This window comes from Nocardia sp. NBC_00403 (assembly GCF_036046055.1).
In the GTDB taxonomy this organism is placed as follows: Bacteria; Actinomycetota; Actinomycetes; order Mycobacteriales; family Mycobacteriaceae; genus Nocardia.
This window is the reverse complement of the sequence record NZ_CP107939.1, coordinates 7817492-7832934: the sequence shown is the minus strand read 5'-3', so window position 1 is coordinate 7832934 and position 15443 is coordinate 7817492. Positions and strand designations below refer to the sequence as shown.

The 15443-nt window shown below is 65.0% G+C and carries 18 protein-coding genes and 1 other RNA gene; 11 read left to right on the top strand and 8 right to left on the bottom strand.

Annotated elements, in window-relative coordinates:
- The first annotated feature begins 51 nt into the window (after positions 1 to 51).
- The 4 genes from OHQ90_RS35190 to ssrA all read left to right on the top strand — a co-directional run bounded on the left by OHQ90_RS35190 (position 52) and on the right by ssrA (position 2165).
- Complete coding sequence (locus tag OHQ90_RS35190; RefSeq protein WP_328405004.1) at positions 52 to 300, top strand: hypothetical protein; 249 nt, start codon at positions 52 to 54, stop codon at positions 298 to 300.
- Positions 301 to 372: 72 nt separating this feature from the next.
- On the top strand, positions 373 to 846 hold the full coding sequence (smpB, locus tag OHQ90_RS35185) for an SsrA-binding protein SmpB (protein ID WP_328405001.1): 474 nt from the start codon (positions 373 to 375) through the stop codon (positions 844 to 846).
- Positions 843 to 1706, top strand: coding sequence for an EamA family transporter (locus OHQ90_RS35180; protein WP_328404999.1), 864 nt, complete (start codon positions 843 to 845; stop codon positions 1704 to 1706). Before smpB ends, OHQ90_RS35180 begins: the two co-directional genes overlap by 4 nt.
- Before the next feature lie 86 nt (positions 1707 to 1792).
- Positions 1793 to 2165, top strand: a transfer-messenger RNA (tmRNA) gene (ssrA, locus tag OHQ90_RS35175).
- Between the two features lie 184 nt (positions 2166 to 2349).
- On the opposite strand, the gene OHQ90_RS35170 is transcribed toward ssrA, so the two are convergent.
- Together OHQ90_RS35170 and OHQ90_RS35165 are read right to left on the bottom strand one after the other, a co-directional pair.
- The gene (locus tag OHQ90_RS35170; protein WP_442941519.1) at positions 2350 to 3645 is read right to left on the bottom strand and encodes a carotenoid oxygenase family protein; all 1296 of its coding nucleotides are present in this window, start codon (positions 3643 to 3645) and stop codon (positions 2350 to 2352) included.
- Between the two features lie 95 nt (positions 3646 to 3740).
- Positions 3741 to 4571, bottom strand: a complete 831-nt coding sequence (locus tag OHQ90_RS35165) for an alpha/beta fold hydrolase (protein ID WP_328404996.1) — start codon at positions 4569 to 4571, stop codon at positions 3741 to 3743.
- Between the two features lie 64 nt (positions 4572 to 4635).
- Here OHQ90_RS35165 and OHQ90_RS35160 point away from each other — a divergent pair, with 64 nt between their 5' ends.
- The 3 genes from OHQ90_RS35160 (at position 4636) to OHQ90_RS35150 (ending at position 7221) form a co-directional block, all read left to right on the top strand.
- Entirely contained in the window at positions 4636 to 5178 is a 543-nt protein-coding gene (locus OHQ90_RS35160) for a helix-turn-helix domain-containing protein (RefSeq protein WP_328404994.1), read from the top strand.
- Between the two features lie 1139 nt (positions 5179 to 6317).
- Positions 6318 to 6530: a hypothetical protein gene (locus OHQ90_RS35155; protein ID WP_328404992.1), complete on the top strand. Its 213-nt coding sequence runs from the start codon at positions 6318 to 6320 to the stop codon at positions 6528 to 6530.
- Between the two features lie 334 nt (positions 6531 to 6864).
- The gene (locus OHQ90_RS35150; protein WP_328404990.1) at positions 6865 to 7221 is read left to right on the top strand and encodes a hypothetical protein; all 357 of its coding nucleotides are present in this window, start codon (positions 6865 to 6867) and stop codon (positions 7219 to 7221) included.
- A gap of 12 nt (positions 7222 to 7233) precedes the next feature.
- Here OHQ90_RS35150 and OHQ90_RS35145 read toward each other — a convergent pair whose 3' ends face one another.
- Positions 7234 to 7362 (bottom strand): hypothetical protein, encoded by a 129-nt coding sequence (locus OHQ90_RS35145; RefSeq protein ID WP_328404988.1) that lies wholly within the window; start codon positions 7360 to 7362, stop codon positions 7234 to 7236.
- 667 nt (positions 7363 to 8029) lie between these two features.
- Here OHQ90_RS35145 and OHQ90_RS35140 point away from each other — a divergent pair.
- Complete coding sequence (locus tag OHQ90_RS35140) at positions 8030 to 8881, top strand: SDR family oxidoreductase (RefSeq protein WP_328404986.1); 852 nt, start codon at positions 8030 to 8032, stop codon at positions 8879 to 8881.
- 208 nt (positions 8882 to 9089) lie between these two features.
- On the top strand, positions 9090 to 9677 hold the full coding sequence (locus OHQ90_RS35135; RefSeq protein ID WP_328404984.1) for a YdeI/OmpD-associated family protein: 588 nt from the start codon (positions 9090 to 9092) through the stop codon (positions 9675 to 9677).
- Between the two features lie 178 nt (positions 9678 to 9855).
- On the opposite strand, the gene OHQ90_RS35130 is transcribed toward OHQ90_RS35135, so the two are convergent.
- Complete coding sequence (locus tag OHQ90_RS35130; protein ID WP_328404982.1) at positions 9856 to 10722, bottom strand: NAD(P)H-binding protein; 867 nt, start codon at positions 10720 to 10722, stop codon at positions 9856 to 9858.
- Between the two features lie 139 nt (positions 10723 to 10861).
- Here OHQ90_RS35130 and OHQ90_RS35125 point away from each other — a divergent pair, with 139 nt between their 5' ends.
- On the top strand, positions 10862 to 11812 hold the full coding sequence (locus OHQ90_RS35125) for an AraC family transcriptional regulator (protein ID WP_328404980.1): 951 nt from the start codon (positions 10862 to 10864) through the stop codon (positions 11810 to 11812).
- A gap of 18 nt (positions 11813 to 11830) precedes the next feature.
- On the opposite strand, the gene OHQ90_RS35120 is transcribed toward OHQ90_RS35125, so the two are convergent.
- The 4 genes from OHQ90_RS35120 to OHQ90_RS35105 form a co-directional block, all read right to left on the bottom strand.
- Entirely contained in the window at positions 11831 to 12634 is an 804-nt protein-coding gene (locus OHQ90_RS35120; protein WP_328404978.1) for an AMP-binding protein, read from the bottom strand.
- A gap of 377 nt (positions 12635 to 13011) precedes the next feature.
- Positions 13012 to 13200, bottom strand: coding sequence for a hypothetical protein (locus tag OHQ90_RS35115; RefSeq protein WP_328404976.1), 189 nt, complete (start codon positions 13198 to 13200; stop codon positions 13012 to 13014).
- Positions 13201 to 13433: 233 nt separating this feature from the next.
- The gene (locus OHQ90_RS35110; protein WP_328404974.1) at positions 13434 to 14333 is read right to left on the bottom strand and encodes a phosphotriesterase family protein; all 900 of its coding nucleotides are present in this window, start codon (positions 14331 to 14333) and stop codon (positions 13434 to 13436) included.
- On the bottom strand, positions 14330 to 14764 hold the full coding sequence (locus OHQ90_RS35105) for a carboxymuconolactone decarboxylase family protein (protein WP_442941249.1): 435 nt from the start codon (positions 14762 to 14764) through the stop codon (positions 14330 to 14332). Before OHQ90_RS35105 ends, OHQ90_RS35110 begins: the two co-directional genes overlap by 4 nt.
- Before the next feature lie 90 nt (positions 14765 to 14854).
- Here OHQ90_RS35105 and OHQ90_RS35100 point away from each other — a divergent pair, with 90 nt between their 5' ends.
- On the top strand, positions 14855 to 15424 hold the full coding sequence (locus OHQ90_RS35100) for a CGNR zinc finger domain-containing protein (RefSeq protein WP_328404972.1): 570 nt from the start codon (positions 14855 to 14857) through the stop codon (positions 15422 to 15424).
- The last annotated feature ends 19 nt before the right edge of the window (positions 15425 to 15443 follow it).

Sequence of the window (15443 nt, the reverse complement as noted above, 5' to 3'; positions counted from 1 at the left end):
GCCACCCGGTAATTCCGGCGCAGCCTCGGTCCGGCGGCTACGGTGCTGCGTATGGCAACCGGTGATGGCCCAGCGGACGACGCGTCCGGCGGCTCCGTCGACTACCCTGCTCGCGATGCCGGGGATGCGCTGCCGTATCAACGCAGCACCCACGACCCCTCGGTCGAATCGGTGTGGCTGCGCCATCGTCCGCCACCGCTGCGCCGCCATCCTGCCCTGCCGCGCGCCTCGACGGTCCTACTCGTGGCCGCCTTCGTCGCCGTGCTGCTGGTGTACCTGATGCTGCGACCGGGCGGATAGCACGCGCCGCGGTAGCCAGCGGGTTACGACCTGGGAATAATCCCGTTGCGGCGTCACTTTAAGCTTCTCGTTATGAAGGAACAAGGGCGCAAGGTCATCGCGACCAACCGCCGGGCGCGGCACAACTACACGATCCTGGAAACCTTCGAGGCCGGGATCGCGCTGGTGGGTACCGAGGTCAAGAGCCTGCGCGAGGGCAAGGCCTCGCTGGTGGATGCCTTCGCGACCGTCGACAACGGTGAGGTGTGGCTGCGCGCGCTGCACATTCCGGAGTTCAGCCACGGCACCTGGACCAATCACTCGCCGCGCCGGGTACGCAAGCTGTTGCTGCACAAGCGCGAGATCGAGCGGCTGGTCGGCAAGTCGCGTGAGGGCAACCAGACACTGGTGCCGTTGTCGATGTACTTCTCCGACGGCAAGGTGAAGGTCGAGCTCGCGCTGGCCAAGGGCAAACAGGACTACGACAAGCGGCAAGATCTCGCCAGGCGCACAGCCGAGCGTGAGGTCACTCGCGAGCTGGGGCGGCGGGTCAAAGGCATGCGGTGACAGCTGTCCTGCTGGCGTTGGTTGCTGCTGCCGGCTACGGAGTCAGCGACTTCTTCGGCGGAGTGGCGGCACGGCGGGTAACCGCACTGCGGATAGTCGTTGTTTCCTATCCGATTTCGGGGCTGTTGGTGCTTGCCCTCGCGCCGTTGGTCGGCGGCAACCCGGACCTTGCGTCGATGGGTTGGGGCCTGGCGGCGGGAGTGGCCAGCGGCTTGGCGGTGTGGTGGTTCTACGCGGCGTTGGCACGCGGCCCGATGGCGGTGGTATCGCCGTTGACTGCGGTACTGGTTGCGGGTATTCCGGTGCTGGCCGGTCTGGTGATCGGGGAACGTCCCGGCGCGCTCGCCTTCGGCGGCATCGCGCTCGCGCTGCTGGCCGTCGTGCTGGTCAGCCGGGAAGCGCCGGATGATGTCACCGAGGAGATCACCGGCGGTCGCGAGCTGCGATTCACCCGCAGCGTTGCGCTGTTGACCGTCGGATCGGGTGCGGCCTTCGGCTTCGCGTTCTTCTTTCTCCACGAAACGCACGCGAGCGCGGGGCTATGGCCACTGGTCGCACAGCGTGTCGCGGCCACCACCGTGGTGTGGCTGACCGCGCTGGCCGCCGGGGAGTTCCAGACGTTGCGCGGCGAACCACTGCGATTGGCGGCCTACATCGGCGTCCTCGACACCATCGCCAACGCGGCGCTGCTGTATGCCTTCCATGGATCGCTGCTGTCGCTCGTCAGTGTGATCGGTTCGCTCTATCCGGCCGCGACCGTGCTATTGGCGATGGTGTTGCTCGGCGAACGGGTGGGTCGCATGCAGCAGGTCGGCATGTTGCTCGCGCTCGTCGCGGTCGGCCTCATCGCTGCGAACTGACCACCACAGGACCCACCCGGATAATGGAATGAATCAGGCATCGCCGAGTGTTAACATGACTAGCCCGACAAGGTGTCGGGACGTATGGGGCTGAACGGTTTCGACTTTGTACGTAGATTTAGGGGAAGCGTGTCGGTGCAGGCAAGAGACCACCGTAAGCGTCGTTGCAACCAATTAAGCGCCGATTCCAATCAGCGCGAGTACGCCCTCGCTGCCTAAGTAGCCAGGTCGTCTCTGTCAGTCCGGGTTCGTCCCTCGACCCGGGTACTGGCATCAGCTAGAGGGAATTACCGTTCGGCTCGGTCACGGAGTCGGACGGGACATCGAACAGTGACTGGGATCGTCATCCGAGCTTGTTCGCGAGACCCGGAGATCCGAGCAGAGACCTAGCGAACTGCACACGGAGAAGCCCTGAAGACGCGGCGGAGGACCCGGGTTCGATTCCCGGCAGCTCCACTGAACAGCGAAGCCGCAGGTCATCGACCTGCGGCTTCGCTATTGTGTGGCATTGCGCGAATACATTGCGGTGATTCAGCGTCGCTTGTTCCGAGCTATCCAGGGCCTTCAAGGCCCGACACACTCCGGGCAGGCGGGGGTAAACGCTCGCTCATGCCGAGTTGAGCGAGCCCGGTACTGCCTGCCGTTACTCCTCGGTGATCCAGTTGCCGTGGAATCCGATTGGCACTCGCCGGGGCAGGCGCACGGCGGCTACCGGCCCGGTTTCGACGGCGGTGGCGTCGAGAATCCGCAGCTGCGAGGGCACGTTCGTGTCGTCGTGGATGACGAGGGATATCAGCCAGCCCTCGTCCTCGCTGTGCGCGTCGGCCGCGGGGACGAACACCGCTTCGCCCGCGTTCCAGCCCGAACCGAGCTGGTGCACAGTGGATTTGCCGGTATCGACGTCATACTTGACGATGGTTTCGCACTCGACCGCGTAGAGGTGCCGGTTCGGGCGGCCGACGTGGTGGGCGTGGACGGTCGGGAACTCCACCGACCGATCGTCGAGCGGCTGTTCGGCGACCCGGCCGGTCGCGAGGTCGAGCGTCCAGCGGTAGAGCTGCTGACCGCGGCCGGTACCCGGCGAGGGGGTTTCTCCTGCCAAAGCGGGCCACGTGGAGTTCCATGCCGTCGCGTCGTATCGGATCGCGTCCAGGATGATGCGGCCCGAGCCGTCTTCACAGGCGTTGCCGACGTGGAAGACGTAGCAGGGTTCCACCTCGAACCAGCGCACGGGGCCGCCGTTCTTGCTCATCACACCGATGCGTGCGCCGTAGTCGTCGCTCCACTGGAAAGGCAGGCCTTTTCCCGAGAACTGAAGGGTGACAGGGAGATCCAGCCAGATTACGTGGTTCTCGGTGATCGCGAAGTCGTGCATCATGGTTGGCCCGGGCACGTCGACCGGGGTGCTGAACACCAATTCGCCCGCGGCGGAAAGCCGGTGGTAGGTGACGAACGGTGGTCGCATGTCGTAGCCGAAGAAGTGCAATTCCCCGGTGATCGGGTCTTGCTTCGGATGCGCCGTCATAGCGGTGGTCAAGGCGCCCGCGAAGTCGCACGCGCCGACGGTGTCCAGATCTGGCGTGACTTCGATCGGAAAACTGCCTTCCACCAGTGCAAGCAGCCGTCGGCCGTGGCGAATGATCGACGTGTTGGCCGTGCTGTAGGCCCGATTGAGACTGCCGTCCTCGCGCAGCGGCGAACCCCGGTCGAGCTTCAGCGTGCGCACCCACCGGTTGCGGTACCACTGTGCCCGTCCATTGCGCAGCCGCACGCCGTGCAGCATGCCGTCGCCGACGAACCAGTGGGGGCTTATTTCGCCCGGCAACGGATTCGGCCCGTTGCGGAAGTACCGTCCATCCAGCTCGGCGGGCAATGCACCGGCCACTTCCAATTCGATCGAATCGATCTCGTTATCAACCGGTGCGTAGGGACCGGCCATGTAGCTCGGAAGGGACGTTTCGCTCTTGAACTCGGGTGATTGGTGTCGTGGGTTCTCGGTTTTGCCGGATTGCTCCATCGCCTGCTCCCGAGATGCTAAGCGTTCACCAGTCGGCGAACCGCGGCAGCGATTTGCTCGGGTCGCTCTGCGGGGATGATGTGCTCGGAGACGGCGTCCTCGTATTGCCCGCCGACCTGTTCGGCGTACCTGTTCTGGTATTCGCGCATGAGGTCGAGATTGCGGGCCTGGTAGCGGGCGGCGTGGATCGCCGAGATGACGATGATGCCGGATTTCGGCGGTTCTGGTGGGTGGCGGCGGAATTCGTCGATCGCCGCCGTGACGGCCGCTATCTCGTGCCGGGTTGTGGCGAGCCCGGCGGGGGTGAAGTCCTCGGCCAGCATGGTCGCGTAGCTGTCGGCGGGGAACTTGCGCCCGTAGGAGCGGGTCAGCATCCGCATGAGCGGTGGAAAGTGGCTCAGTGCCTGCTGCACGGCGAGGATGCGGTCGGTCTTCTTGGCGGTCGGCGCCCAATTGTCGTAGTTCGGAGCGGCTTCCGGTGTCGGGTCGAGGAGGACGAGCCCAGCTGGCGACAGCGTTTCGGCGGCGCGACGGACGATCAGCCCACCCATGCTGTGGCCCACCAGGATCACCCGCCCCGGCGTGAGCGCCTGGACCAACGCCACCAGGGTGGCCGCCATGTCGTCGATGGTCTGCGGTTCGGCGGCGCTGCCACTGCGGCCGCGACCGGCCCTGTCGTAGACGACGGTATGCGCGATTTCCCCCAGTAACGGGACCACCCGATCCCAGAGCGTCCGCCCGGCGCCCCCACCGGATTCGAACACCACCCAGGTGTCCCCGGTGCCGGACTCTTCGAAGTAGATCTCGGTGCCGTTCACCATCATTCGACGCCCAGGAACATCCCGCATCGCGGTCACCCTTCCCATCCAATACCAACTTTGGGAACGGTACCATATGTGGGATAGTTGCGATATGGACCCGACCGAGTTGCTGCTCCACCCGGTGCGATTGCGCATCATCCACGCACTGTCGGGCGGCCGATTACGCACCGCAGGAGAGTTGTGCGACCGCATGCCTGATGTGCCCCGGACTAGCGTCTACCGGCAGCTCGGCCTGCTCATGGAGGGCGAAATGCTCGAGATCGCTGACGAGCGACGCGTGCGCGGCGCGGTGGAACGTTCCTACCGATTGCGACCCGACCGCCCGACCGTCTCCCCCGAGGCGAGCAGCGCGATGACCGCGCATGATCACCGCCAAGGGTTCGCGGCCGCCATGGCCGTCCTGATCGCCGAGTTCAACGCCTACCTCGATCAAGCCGACGCCGACCCCGGCGCCGACGCGGTCGGCTACCGCCAAGCCACGCTCTGGCTCAGCCCCGAGGAGCTCGACACCATGCTCACCGGCTTCCGCGACCTCGTCGCACCCCTCGCGGCGAACCAGCCCGGGCCGGGCCGCAGACCGTACTTGATCAGCCCGATCCTTTTCCCAGGCGAGAAACCGGCATCGCCGAGCTGACAGTGCTACGTTCGCCGCACCCGGCACGCCGACAGCTTCGGGACTACGGGCCCCAGGTATCGCGACGGATTGAAACTTCGATTGTTGCAAGCGATTCGCTGCTGGTCACCCACGCCGTTTGCAGATCCTGGGTCCCCGGTCCAGCTCGCAAGCTCGCTGTGCGGGCCTGCGTCAAGGCTCGGCAACAAGATCAGCGAGCTCTCAGTGCGGGAAATCGGGCAAGGAAGGACGCCCACTGGACATCCGCTCATAGCCGCATACCGAGCGAACGACCCTAGCCGACGCTTGTGGTGCGCGGTGGTCTCCGATGCGCTAGCGCAGCGCCGATCGCCGACAACTCGGTGACTTTCAGCAGTTCACGCCATGGTTTTTACCTGCCGAATGCCTACCGGCCTGATCCGAATCTCTGGTCTATCGGCCGTCGGGGTGTTCAGGTTGTGGAGCGTTGGGCCCACTGACCAATACCCTCGGTACCAGCGATTATGCTGGTATTGGTGGTATTTCGTCATGTGGTGTGGTGACGGCGTCGACACCTGCGGCGGCGATGTGCTCGGCCGGGTAGGGCCGTGTCATGATTACCCGATGAGTTCGGGGGAGGCCTTCGGGTTCGCAATCACCTGACTTTCTGCCGAAATACCATGGGGACGAAGGTGATACGCGGTATCCGTCGCCACGCAAGTTGCGGTCGTTGGGTGCCACGTCGATCGACGTCGTCCTGCGGTTCGGCTCGATCGTTGCGATGGATTGGACCGCAGCGCGGGGCTTGAAAGCCTCGCGTTGGCCGTTGACCACGTCCAGTCGCGCGGGGTCTTCCAGGTCTTCCTGCGGGCAAAGGGGTGTTCGATGCGGGCGCGGACGTGGCGATGGGAGGTGTTATGAGCCCGTTTGCACTCCGGAACGTGCGATTCAGTTTCCGGGGTTCGATCGGGGGGTAGATGGTCGCCGTGGACCCCAGGCGGGCCGCGGAAGATCCCACCCTGCAACGTGATTGGCGATGCGACCAGTTCGATACCGCCGATGAGCGAGTGGTAGCGTGGCCCGGCTACCACTCAACAGTGTTGTGATGGCGAACTGCCGCCGCACATGTCGTTCCTGCCGCCCTGCGGCATATCGCACGGGACGGTCTCTCATTCGCAGAAATGCTGAGCGACCTGAAGGAAATCTTCACTGACGTCAAGGCATTGATGGAGCCGATCGGCAAGGTGGGTGCAATCCTGGCCAGTGGTTCCAGTCTTGACAGGAACAGCCCCGGCCTGCCTGATCTTGCTACCTTTCCAAGTACTCCAGGTGCCGCTTCGGGTGTACTCGCGGTCGACGCCAGGTCTCGTCGGATGACTGTTCAGGCTGCATGACAGTGCTGGCTGTCGGCAGAGCGCTGGTTCGGGGTCCGCGCGCCTCGGCCACGGTGCGGTCCACTCTCAGCCCTTGACGACATCCTCTGATGTGCCATTATCCAATGGCCCGCTAGTCTATTTGCATGACAAATGTCGCGTTTGAAGTCGAAGTGCGCTGGTCAACGGCGTCGGAGCTGCCCGGGTGCGGGTTCCGCAGAAATTGACCTATTGAACGTGCCGTTGGATAGCGGTACATTGGATCGTATGGGCCCGGCTCCGCTCCGCGGAGGATATCGACTTCGAGCCCGCCTAGATCGTCGATTGCTATTCGTACCGAAATGAGGAAGTTCCCATGGGTCGAGAAAACCGCACTGGGCGTGCCTGGCCAGTGGTTGCCCGCATCGCGGTGGTGTCCGCGATAGCGCTCATGCCGATTACCGCCGCAGTCGCCCCGGCTGTCGCTGATTCGGCTGTCGCTGATTCGGCCGTCGCCGGTTCGGCTGTGGCCGAGTCCGAGCACGTCGACCTGGTCCACGGCCGTTATGGTCACGGTTACTGGAACCAGCCGAGCTACCCCAGTTACCCCAGCTACCCGCTGTTCCCGAGCTACCCCAGCTACCCGAGTTATCCGGGCTACCCGAGTTGGCTCGGGTACGGCGGCTGGCGCCTGCCGGGCACCGGAAGTGGGTCCGGCAGCGGCTCGTGGTGACGACGACTCTGCTCAGTCGTCGTGGTCCGGGCGGGTGGCGGACTCGGGCCAAGTGAGGTCGTTGGTGCGGGTCCAGGCCGCGGGCAGGTCGTCGAAGGTGACCACCTCGTCGGCCTGCACCAGCAGAGAATAGATCGGCACACTGGGGAAATCCGGGTTGATCCGCAAGTGGAGAATTCGCCTCCCATATCGCCCCGGAACCAGCCGGAGTCCGACGGGTTGAGCGGGATGGCCATCCTCGCAGCAGTATCAATCCGGCGCAGCGGAGGTCGAACCGTCCCCCTCGCGCGATCCAGGGGCTCCACGGTCAACACGGTCCCCGGCGTGATCGCCGCCGCATCCTGCCTACTGATCTGATCGGTGCCCTGCTGTTTCGGGGACGCGGACTCCAGGCCCAGGATCCGGATCGGCTGACCGGTGCTCTCGACCAGCAGGTCATTCCGCCCGTCGACTTGCCCCACACCAGAGCGCCCGAGACGAGCAGTTCGGCCTGGTTCGACACGTCGAACGTCTCCGTGACCAGGAACCTGCAGCGAAATCCTTTCGAGCACAGGATCACTCAGATCGCTAGCGAGCCGACCTTTTCCGACCGGGCTCCGAGGCGCATAGGGTTTCGTAGCCGACGTCGAGCCCCGTTCGTGGCTACGGCATGGAGCCTCTCGCACTATGCCCAGCGGCGAGATGAGCTGTGGGAGAGGGTTATTCTGCTGCGACGTGGAGACACGGAGCTGAGTCTTTCATCAATAATCTGGCGATCCTGCGGCGTTTGGACCAGGGCGTGACATCAACGAGAAATTTGGATCAGGGCATGGCATCAACGATGAATCAGACGGCAGCTCAGACCGTTCTTGTGACCGCGGGCACCGGCAAGGTGGGTCGCCGGGTGGCGGATCGCTTGGCGGCCAAGGGTTTCCCAGTCCGTAGCGGTTCCCGTTCGGCGGAGGTCGCTTTCGAGTGGGAGGACCGCAGCACCTGGGCGGCGGTGCTCGAGGATGTGGGGGCGGTGTTCCTCATGTATACCCCCGGACATCGGGACTCCCGCGCCGGCGACACCATTCGGGCGTTCAGTGAACTGGCTGTGGCGAACGGTGTCGGTCGGCTGGTGTTGCTGTCGGCTCGCGGTGAGGATCAGGCTGCTGCTGCGGAGCAGGCGGTGCGCGACAGCGGTGCGGAATGGACTGTGCTGCAGGCGGCGTGGTTCAACCAGAATTTCGACGAGGGTGTGTTCACGGATGCGGTGTTCGCCGGTGGGGTCGCGCTCCCTGCTGGTCAGGTGTGGGAGCCTTTCATTGATTCCGGTGACCTCGCGGATATCGTGGCCGCCGCGTTGACCGAGGACGGGCACGCGGGCAGGAACTATGAATTGACCGGTCCCCGGTTGCTGACTTTCGGTGACACGGCCGAGGCGATTGCGAAGGAGACCAACCGGGATGTCGCCTATGTTCCTGTCACGGGTGGGCAGTTCGGTGCGGTGCTGACCTCGGATTTCGATATGCCGGATGAGGAGGTGGCCGTGATGATCGACATCTTCGCCACGCTTCTGGATAGCCCTAACGCAAAGGTGACCGACCCCGTCCGTCGTCTGCTGCGTCGTGACCCGGTCGACTTCGCCGATTTCGTGTGCGAGGCGGTTGCGTCGGGTGTCTGGAAACAGGACTGACCAACGGCTGCGAGTGCGTCCGGTCGTGCGGGTGCCCACCGCACGGACCACGATTTCAGAGCCTTCGATAGCACCGCGCGGTTCGTAAGCTGATGCATCAGTCCCGCTCGAAAGGCCCGGTCCACACGGACCGGGCCTTTTTCCGCGTTGAAGATCGTCCTAACAAAGTGCTCATTTGGTGAGCACTTTGTGCTGGAGGATGGCTGTCATGAACATTTTCTTCGCGAGCACAATCGACGACTGGCGTACCTGGTTGGCCCAGAACAGCCAGTCCGAGAAGGAAATCTGGCTGGTCATCCACCACAAGGACAGCGGCGTGCCGAGCCTGCGGTACCACGAGGCGATCGAACACGCACTCTGCTATGGCTGGATCGACGGGCTGCACCGCAGACGCGACGCGAACAGCTCGCAGCTGCGGTTCAGCCCGCGCACCCCGCGCAGCACATGGAGCCGGGTGAACAGGGAGCGCGCGGCGAACATGATCGAGCAGGGGCTGATGACCGAGCACGGTCAAGCCTTGATCGAGCTGGCCAAGGCCAAGGGAACCTGGGAAGTGGTCACGGACGGCGAGCGCTGGGCCGTACCCGATGACCTGCGCGCGTCGCTCGACCGAAATGACGCCGCTCGGACCAACTTCGAGAGCTTCCCGCCCTCCTCCAAGCGGCTGATCCTGGAATGGATAGTCACCGCCAAGCGTACGGATACAAGGGAGCGCCGGATAAAACGAACGGTCGAACTCGCTGCGGTGAACGTTCGAGCCAATCACCCGGGTGTCCGGATGCAGGCCGCCGGCTGAGATCGCCCGGCGGTTTCCGCCGGATGGCAGTCGTGCCCACGTCAGCATCCAAGTAGGTGCCACAGTTCTGGCATCGACACCCGTGCTCGCACCGTCGTCGACCTCCGCCGCCCCTGGACCCTCCCGGCATCCCCGGACGGCAAGCCCTGGTACCTGGGCAGCAGTGCGGAACAAGCCATTACGGTCGTTCCGATCGGTTGACCGGACCCTTCCGCCATGCTTCCGCGTGCTCGGCGGCGTAGGCCGCCAGCGACCGGGCCGGATGGCCGGTGATGCGCTCGACGGTGTCGGTGACGATTGCGTTCACGCCGTCGCGAATCAGGGTGAACAGGCCGAGTTGCCAGGTGATCGAGTTGTCGTCGGCACCGGCGGCGCGCAGCCGCGCCGCGAACTCATCGGCCGTCAGCGCGGTGTACCGGAATTCCCGGCTCGCTGCTGCGCCCAGAATTGCCATAACCATTGTGTGGCTAAGAGATTCGGGGCCGGTGAGGACATGTATCTGTCCAGCGTGCCCCGGCTCGGTGAGGGCGGCGGCGGCCACCTCGGCGATGTCGCGGGTATCGATGAAGCCGAGTGCGGCATCGGCGGCAGGCAGCTCGAGGGTGCTGTATTCGCGCAGTGGCGTGGCGAACCCTTCGCCGAAGTTCTGCTGGAACCAATTGGGGCGCAGGATCGTCCACTCTTTGCCCGAGCTGCGGACATCCGCCTCCCAGCCCGCCATCAACACCACGTCGGGAAGTAGATCGGCGCCGAGGACCGAGAGCAGGACTACCCGCTGTACCTGTGGTGCTGCGGACAGCAACTCGCGGACGAGCACCGCGCCGTTCGGCTCGGCGTAAGGGCCGACCACATACAGTCCGTCGACGTTCGCCAGTGCCTGCTCCCAGGTGGTGCGATCGGCCCAGTCGAATCGGACGGTCTCGATGCCGTCGGTTGCCCGGCCGGGATTTCGACTGGCCGCAACGACTTTCACGCCGCGCGCGACCAGTGCGTCGACCACGGGCCGTCCGGTCTTGCCGGTCGCTCCGAGTACCAGAACAGTCATTGTCGTTCTCCCTGTGCATTCGTTGTTTTCCGTACTGAGATCAACTTATGGCTGGTGGCCAGGATGCTCAATGCTGCAAAATCCGGAAAATATGCTTGTTCGTCCTGATCTCCGGATGGATGGTCATAGAATGTTGCGTATGGATGTCCTCTCCGACGCCCTCGCCGCGATGCGGACCGGGCAAACCCGTTCGGCGCGTACCGACGTGCGCGCACCGTGGGGGTTGCGGTTCCCCGCGGTCACCGGCACCACCTTTCACGTCGTGATGCAGGGCACCTGCTGGCTGCTGTCCGACGGTGCGGCAACACCTCTCGCGCTCGGCCCCGGTGATGTGGTCTTCCTTCGCAACGGCAGCGCGCACGCCCTCGCCGATGATCCGGCAACCGCGCAGGTCGAGTTCGTCCCCGAACGTGCCGACCCTTCCTCGACGATCGGGCAGGTCCGCATCGACGGATCGGGGGCGCACTCGGTTCTGCTGTGTGGCGCTTACGAACTCGATCGAACCCGGTCGCACCCATTGATGAACGAGCTCCCCGATCTGGTGCACTTGCCGGCGCGGTCGGCGAAGCACAGCGAACTGCGCCACCTGATCGATCTGCTCGCCACCGAGCTCGAGGGTCGGCGACCAGGGGGTGACGGAATCGTGCCCGCGCTGATCGACGCCATGCTGCTGTACATCCTGCGGGCATGGATAGACGACCGATCCGTTACCGAGACCGGCGACCCGGCATCCTCGGGATGGGCACTGGCACTGACCGATCCGGCAATTGGACGAGCCCTGCAAGGCATTCACGCCCAACCCGCTCATCCATGGACCGTGCACGAACTCGCGGCGCGCAGCGGCCTCTCCCGTTCGGTCTTCGCCCAGCGCTTCACCACATTGGTCGGCGAGCCACCACTGACCTACCTGAGCTGGTGGCGGATGACGACCGCCGGACGACTGCTCCGCGAATCCGACGCCCCGCTCAGCGCGGTGGCCCGACGGGTCGGTTACACCTCCGAATTCGCGTTCGCCAAAGCCTTCAAACGCGAATACGGCACTCCGCCAGGCCGATACCGGCGTCCGGTCGCGCGCGTGCAGCAGGTCTGACGCGGACGGTAGCGCCGTTTATCGATCGGCGGACATGGTGACCAGTCTGCGGGCCAGTCGGTGGGTCCGAATGTCCAACGCGCGGTCGGGCACGGCATCGATCCTGGCAGGGCGCTCTCGGATGGGTTCTGTCCAGGGCAGTGGCGTCGTCGGCACGGTGAACGGTGTGCCGCAGGCGAAGGCGGTGGACAGGAACACCGTCATCGAGTCGGAGGTCGGCAGGCGTTCGCCCCGGCGGGCGCAGATTCCGGCGACCGCTGCCTGGGTCACTGCGACGGCGTCGACCACCCCTGGCGCGTCGACGGAGAAGGTCACGTAGGCGATGTCCTCGGCGCGGATCGGGCGTAGTCGTTCTTGGTGGGACACCTCGTCGGCCGACGACAGGGCGAGTTCGTTCTGGAAATCCTGGTCGTTCAGCATCAGCCACTGGGCCGAGCCGCGCAGGTTGCCCGCGCCCGCGGTCAGGCCGATCGCCGGTTTCCAGTCGGCCAGCAGTTGGGCGACATGTTCGGCGGCGGTGTTCGTGTCGACCACAATGAATCCCGCGCCGGTTTTCGCGACCGCCCACATGGCCGACACCGACTCGATCGATGATCCGATTGCCAGCGCGACGAGATCGCCAGGGCCGACCTTGCGTTCGATCAACAATCGCGCCAATCGGGAGGATGCGCTATCCAGCTCGCGATAGCTGAGCTCCGATCGCCGGCACGACACCGCAGTACCGTCGGGAGCGGCCTCGACGGCCGCCGCCAGTAGTCGCGGCAGATTGACTACCCGTGGTCGCCGCGAGCGGACCGGTCGCGTGCGTGTCGGTTGGTTCATCGGCCGCTGCTCAACGCCACTACTGCCCATCACCATCGTCTACCCATCCACCGATACCGCGATCGGTCGTCACTGCTGCTTTAGTCGAGCCGTCCTTCGGGAAGTTGCTTCTTTGTTGCCCCACTCTAGGAAGGGCGGCCCCAACTTTCGCTGTGGGGTCTACCGCGTGTTGCTTCGCACCCTCGGCAGGCCGGTCGACTCGCGTGCTCCGAGGCCTCGACCAGCGAGACCACCTGGTGGCTGGAGCCGCTGCGGATTCAGGTGCCGAACGGGCTATTCCGGATCCCCGGCGACCAGCAATTCCCGTCGCGTGGTGTCAGTTTGCTCGGCTGGTGAATCAGGCGAACACGGGTGGCCTGCAGTTCCGAGCGAGTCCCTCAGTCCCGCAATCGAGCACACGGCAGTGGTGGCAGATCGTCGCGCAGCTCGTCGTCGACGGTGACCCTGAGCTCCGGAAAACCTTGGGCCAGTACATCGGCCACGCTCTGGGCCTGTTCGGGCGATGCGCGGTAGTCCAGAGTCAGTGCGCCGGATTCGATGTGGATGTGTCGGGCCGGTACTGTCATGTCCCGGCTCCTTCCCTGAGCGACCGGGCCGCGGGGGTGGGTCGGTCGTGAGTGTCGAGCGTGGCTCAGGAGAGGGAACAGCTATCGGCTGTCGAGTGCCGGAAGAGTATCTGTTCGGTGCATATTCGCCGACATCGCCAACCGGTCATCACAGTTCACTTGGGCCGCAGTGATTCTCGGATCGAGCAAACGACCGGGCGTCCTGGATGCGGATGCGGAAGTCCGGCCCGGATTCATCGCCAGTGTGCCGCGAACGCGCGGGCGGGGTTGTCGACGAAGAGGGCGGTGGCAATGTCGGGGCCCAGTTCCCTTGTGATGCGGGGACGTAGCCCACTCAGCAGGAACGGCATGCCGGGGCCATCGGCGCTGGATCTGGCTGTTGCGGTCACCGTGTCACCACCCAGCAGGATCTGGTGCGCGTAACCCGCGTCTACCAGGGCGGCAATGCTGTCGAGTAACCGCCAGTCGGTGCTGTGGTGGGCGCGGGACGGGCCGTCGAATGACAGAAAGGCGCCCGCTTCGGCGACTCGGCGATGAATTCTATTGTCGGGAAACCGATGTAGATGTCCGAGGATTACGCGGTGTGCCGGCACGGCGTGGGTGCCGCACAGGAGGTTCAACATTTCCACGCCCGCGGATCCGGCTTCGAGGTGCACACCGATGGGTGCGTCGGTGTCGTGATGTGCCTCGGCCGCGGCGGTCGCGACGTACTGGGCATGGTCATCGATGCGGTGATAGGCGCCGGCGATCTTGATCATTCCGGCGCGCACGCCGGGACCGGTCAGCTCGTGAACGAACAATCCGGCCAGTCCGTCGTAGACGCGGTCCAGCTCGTCGCGGTTGTAGTGTTTGGCTTGATGCAGGCCGGTTGCCGCAATGATCTGCACGCCTGATTGCCGGGAGAGGCCACGCAGCATCTCGGTCCGCGGTCCCATGCCCCACGGCGTCCACTGCACGACCGCTCGGCCGCCGAGCGCGGCGAAGGCGTTCAGTTCGGCGAGCGCTGCCGCGCGATCGTCGAGTTCCTGGCCGGGCAACATCGGTGAGCTGAGGAACAGGTGGTCATGGGCATCGCAGACGCCGAGGTGCTCCGGTCGGAGATCGCCGAGCACCGTCCGGATGGCCGCACTCATTGCTGCTCGGCGTCGGCGAGAGCGGTTGCCGCCACCCGCAATCCGGCCAGCGCTTTCGGCACGCCGATATACGGCGCGAGGTGGACGAAGACCTCGATGATCTCCGTGCGGGTCATGCCGACCCGCAGTGAGCTTTTGACGTGCCCAGATAGCTGCGGGTCGACACCGCCGAGCGCGGTGAGCGCGGCCAGGTTGATCAACTGGCGGTCGCGCAGCGACAACCCCTCGCGTTGGTAGGTGCCGCCGAACAGGGCCGTTACCAGCCAGTCGGCGAAGCCGGGCGCGAGCTGTTCGAGACCGGGCAGCGTGGCCAGCTGGGTGGCCTCATCTTGGAGCGCGTCGAGCATTCGGTATCCCTCGGCGCGGTCGAACCGTGCTGGCACCAGTCGCTCGGACAATGCTCGGTCGCTCGTCGCTGGTTCGGTTGTCATGGCACTGCCCTCGCTCCGTCGAATCTTGTAACGCTCTGATCGTTACGAGACACTAACACATGTAACGGATAAAGCGTTACGATGCATGTCGTGACCAAAGAGGACAAGTTCGCCTTTCGCTTCGACTGTGGCGCGACCTGGTTGAACCTGCTCGCCACGAAGGGTCGTACGTTCAGTGCTGGTCCGGTCGAGCGGATCGCGACCCCGGACCGGCTTGCCGAGTGGCTGGAGTTGTGCGACCTTGCCTCGGCCCGGACTCCGGATCAGCACGATTTGGACCTGGCCTGGCAGCTGCGAGAGACGCTGCGCACCTTGGCATTGGCCACCGTCGACCAGCAGCCGGCCCCTGCGTCGGCTGTCGCGGAGCTGTCCACCTTCTTGGCCGAGCACGACCGCCCGGTCCAGTTGATCTCGGGCCACCGGTTGCGCCGTGAGCCGCCCGCGACGGTGACCGATGCCCTTGCCCGCATCGCCCGCCAGGCCGCAGACCAGTTGACCGGTGCGGACCGGGCATTGCTGAACAGCTGTCCGGAACACGATTGCCGCGGCGTGTTCATCGATCCGGACGGCCGGCGTCGCTGGTGTCCGTCGCCCGCGTGTGCGAGCCGTGGTCGGGTCCGCGCGCACCGCGCTCGCCGCAGCGCCGAAGAGGCGCAGTGAATCGTCCGTTCGGTAGCCG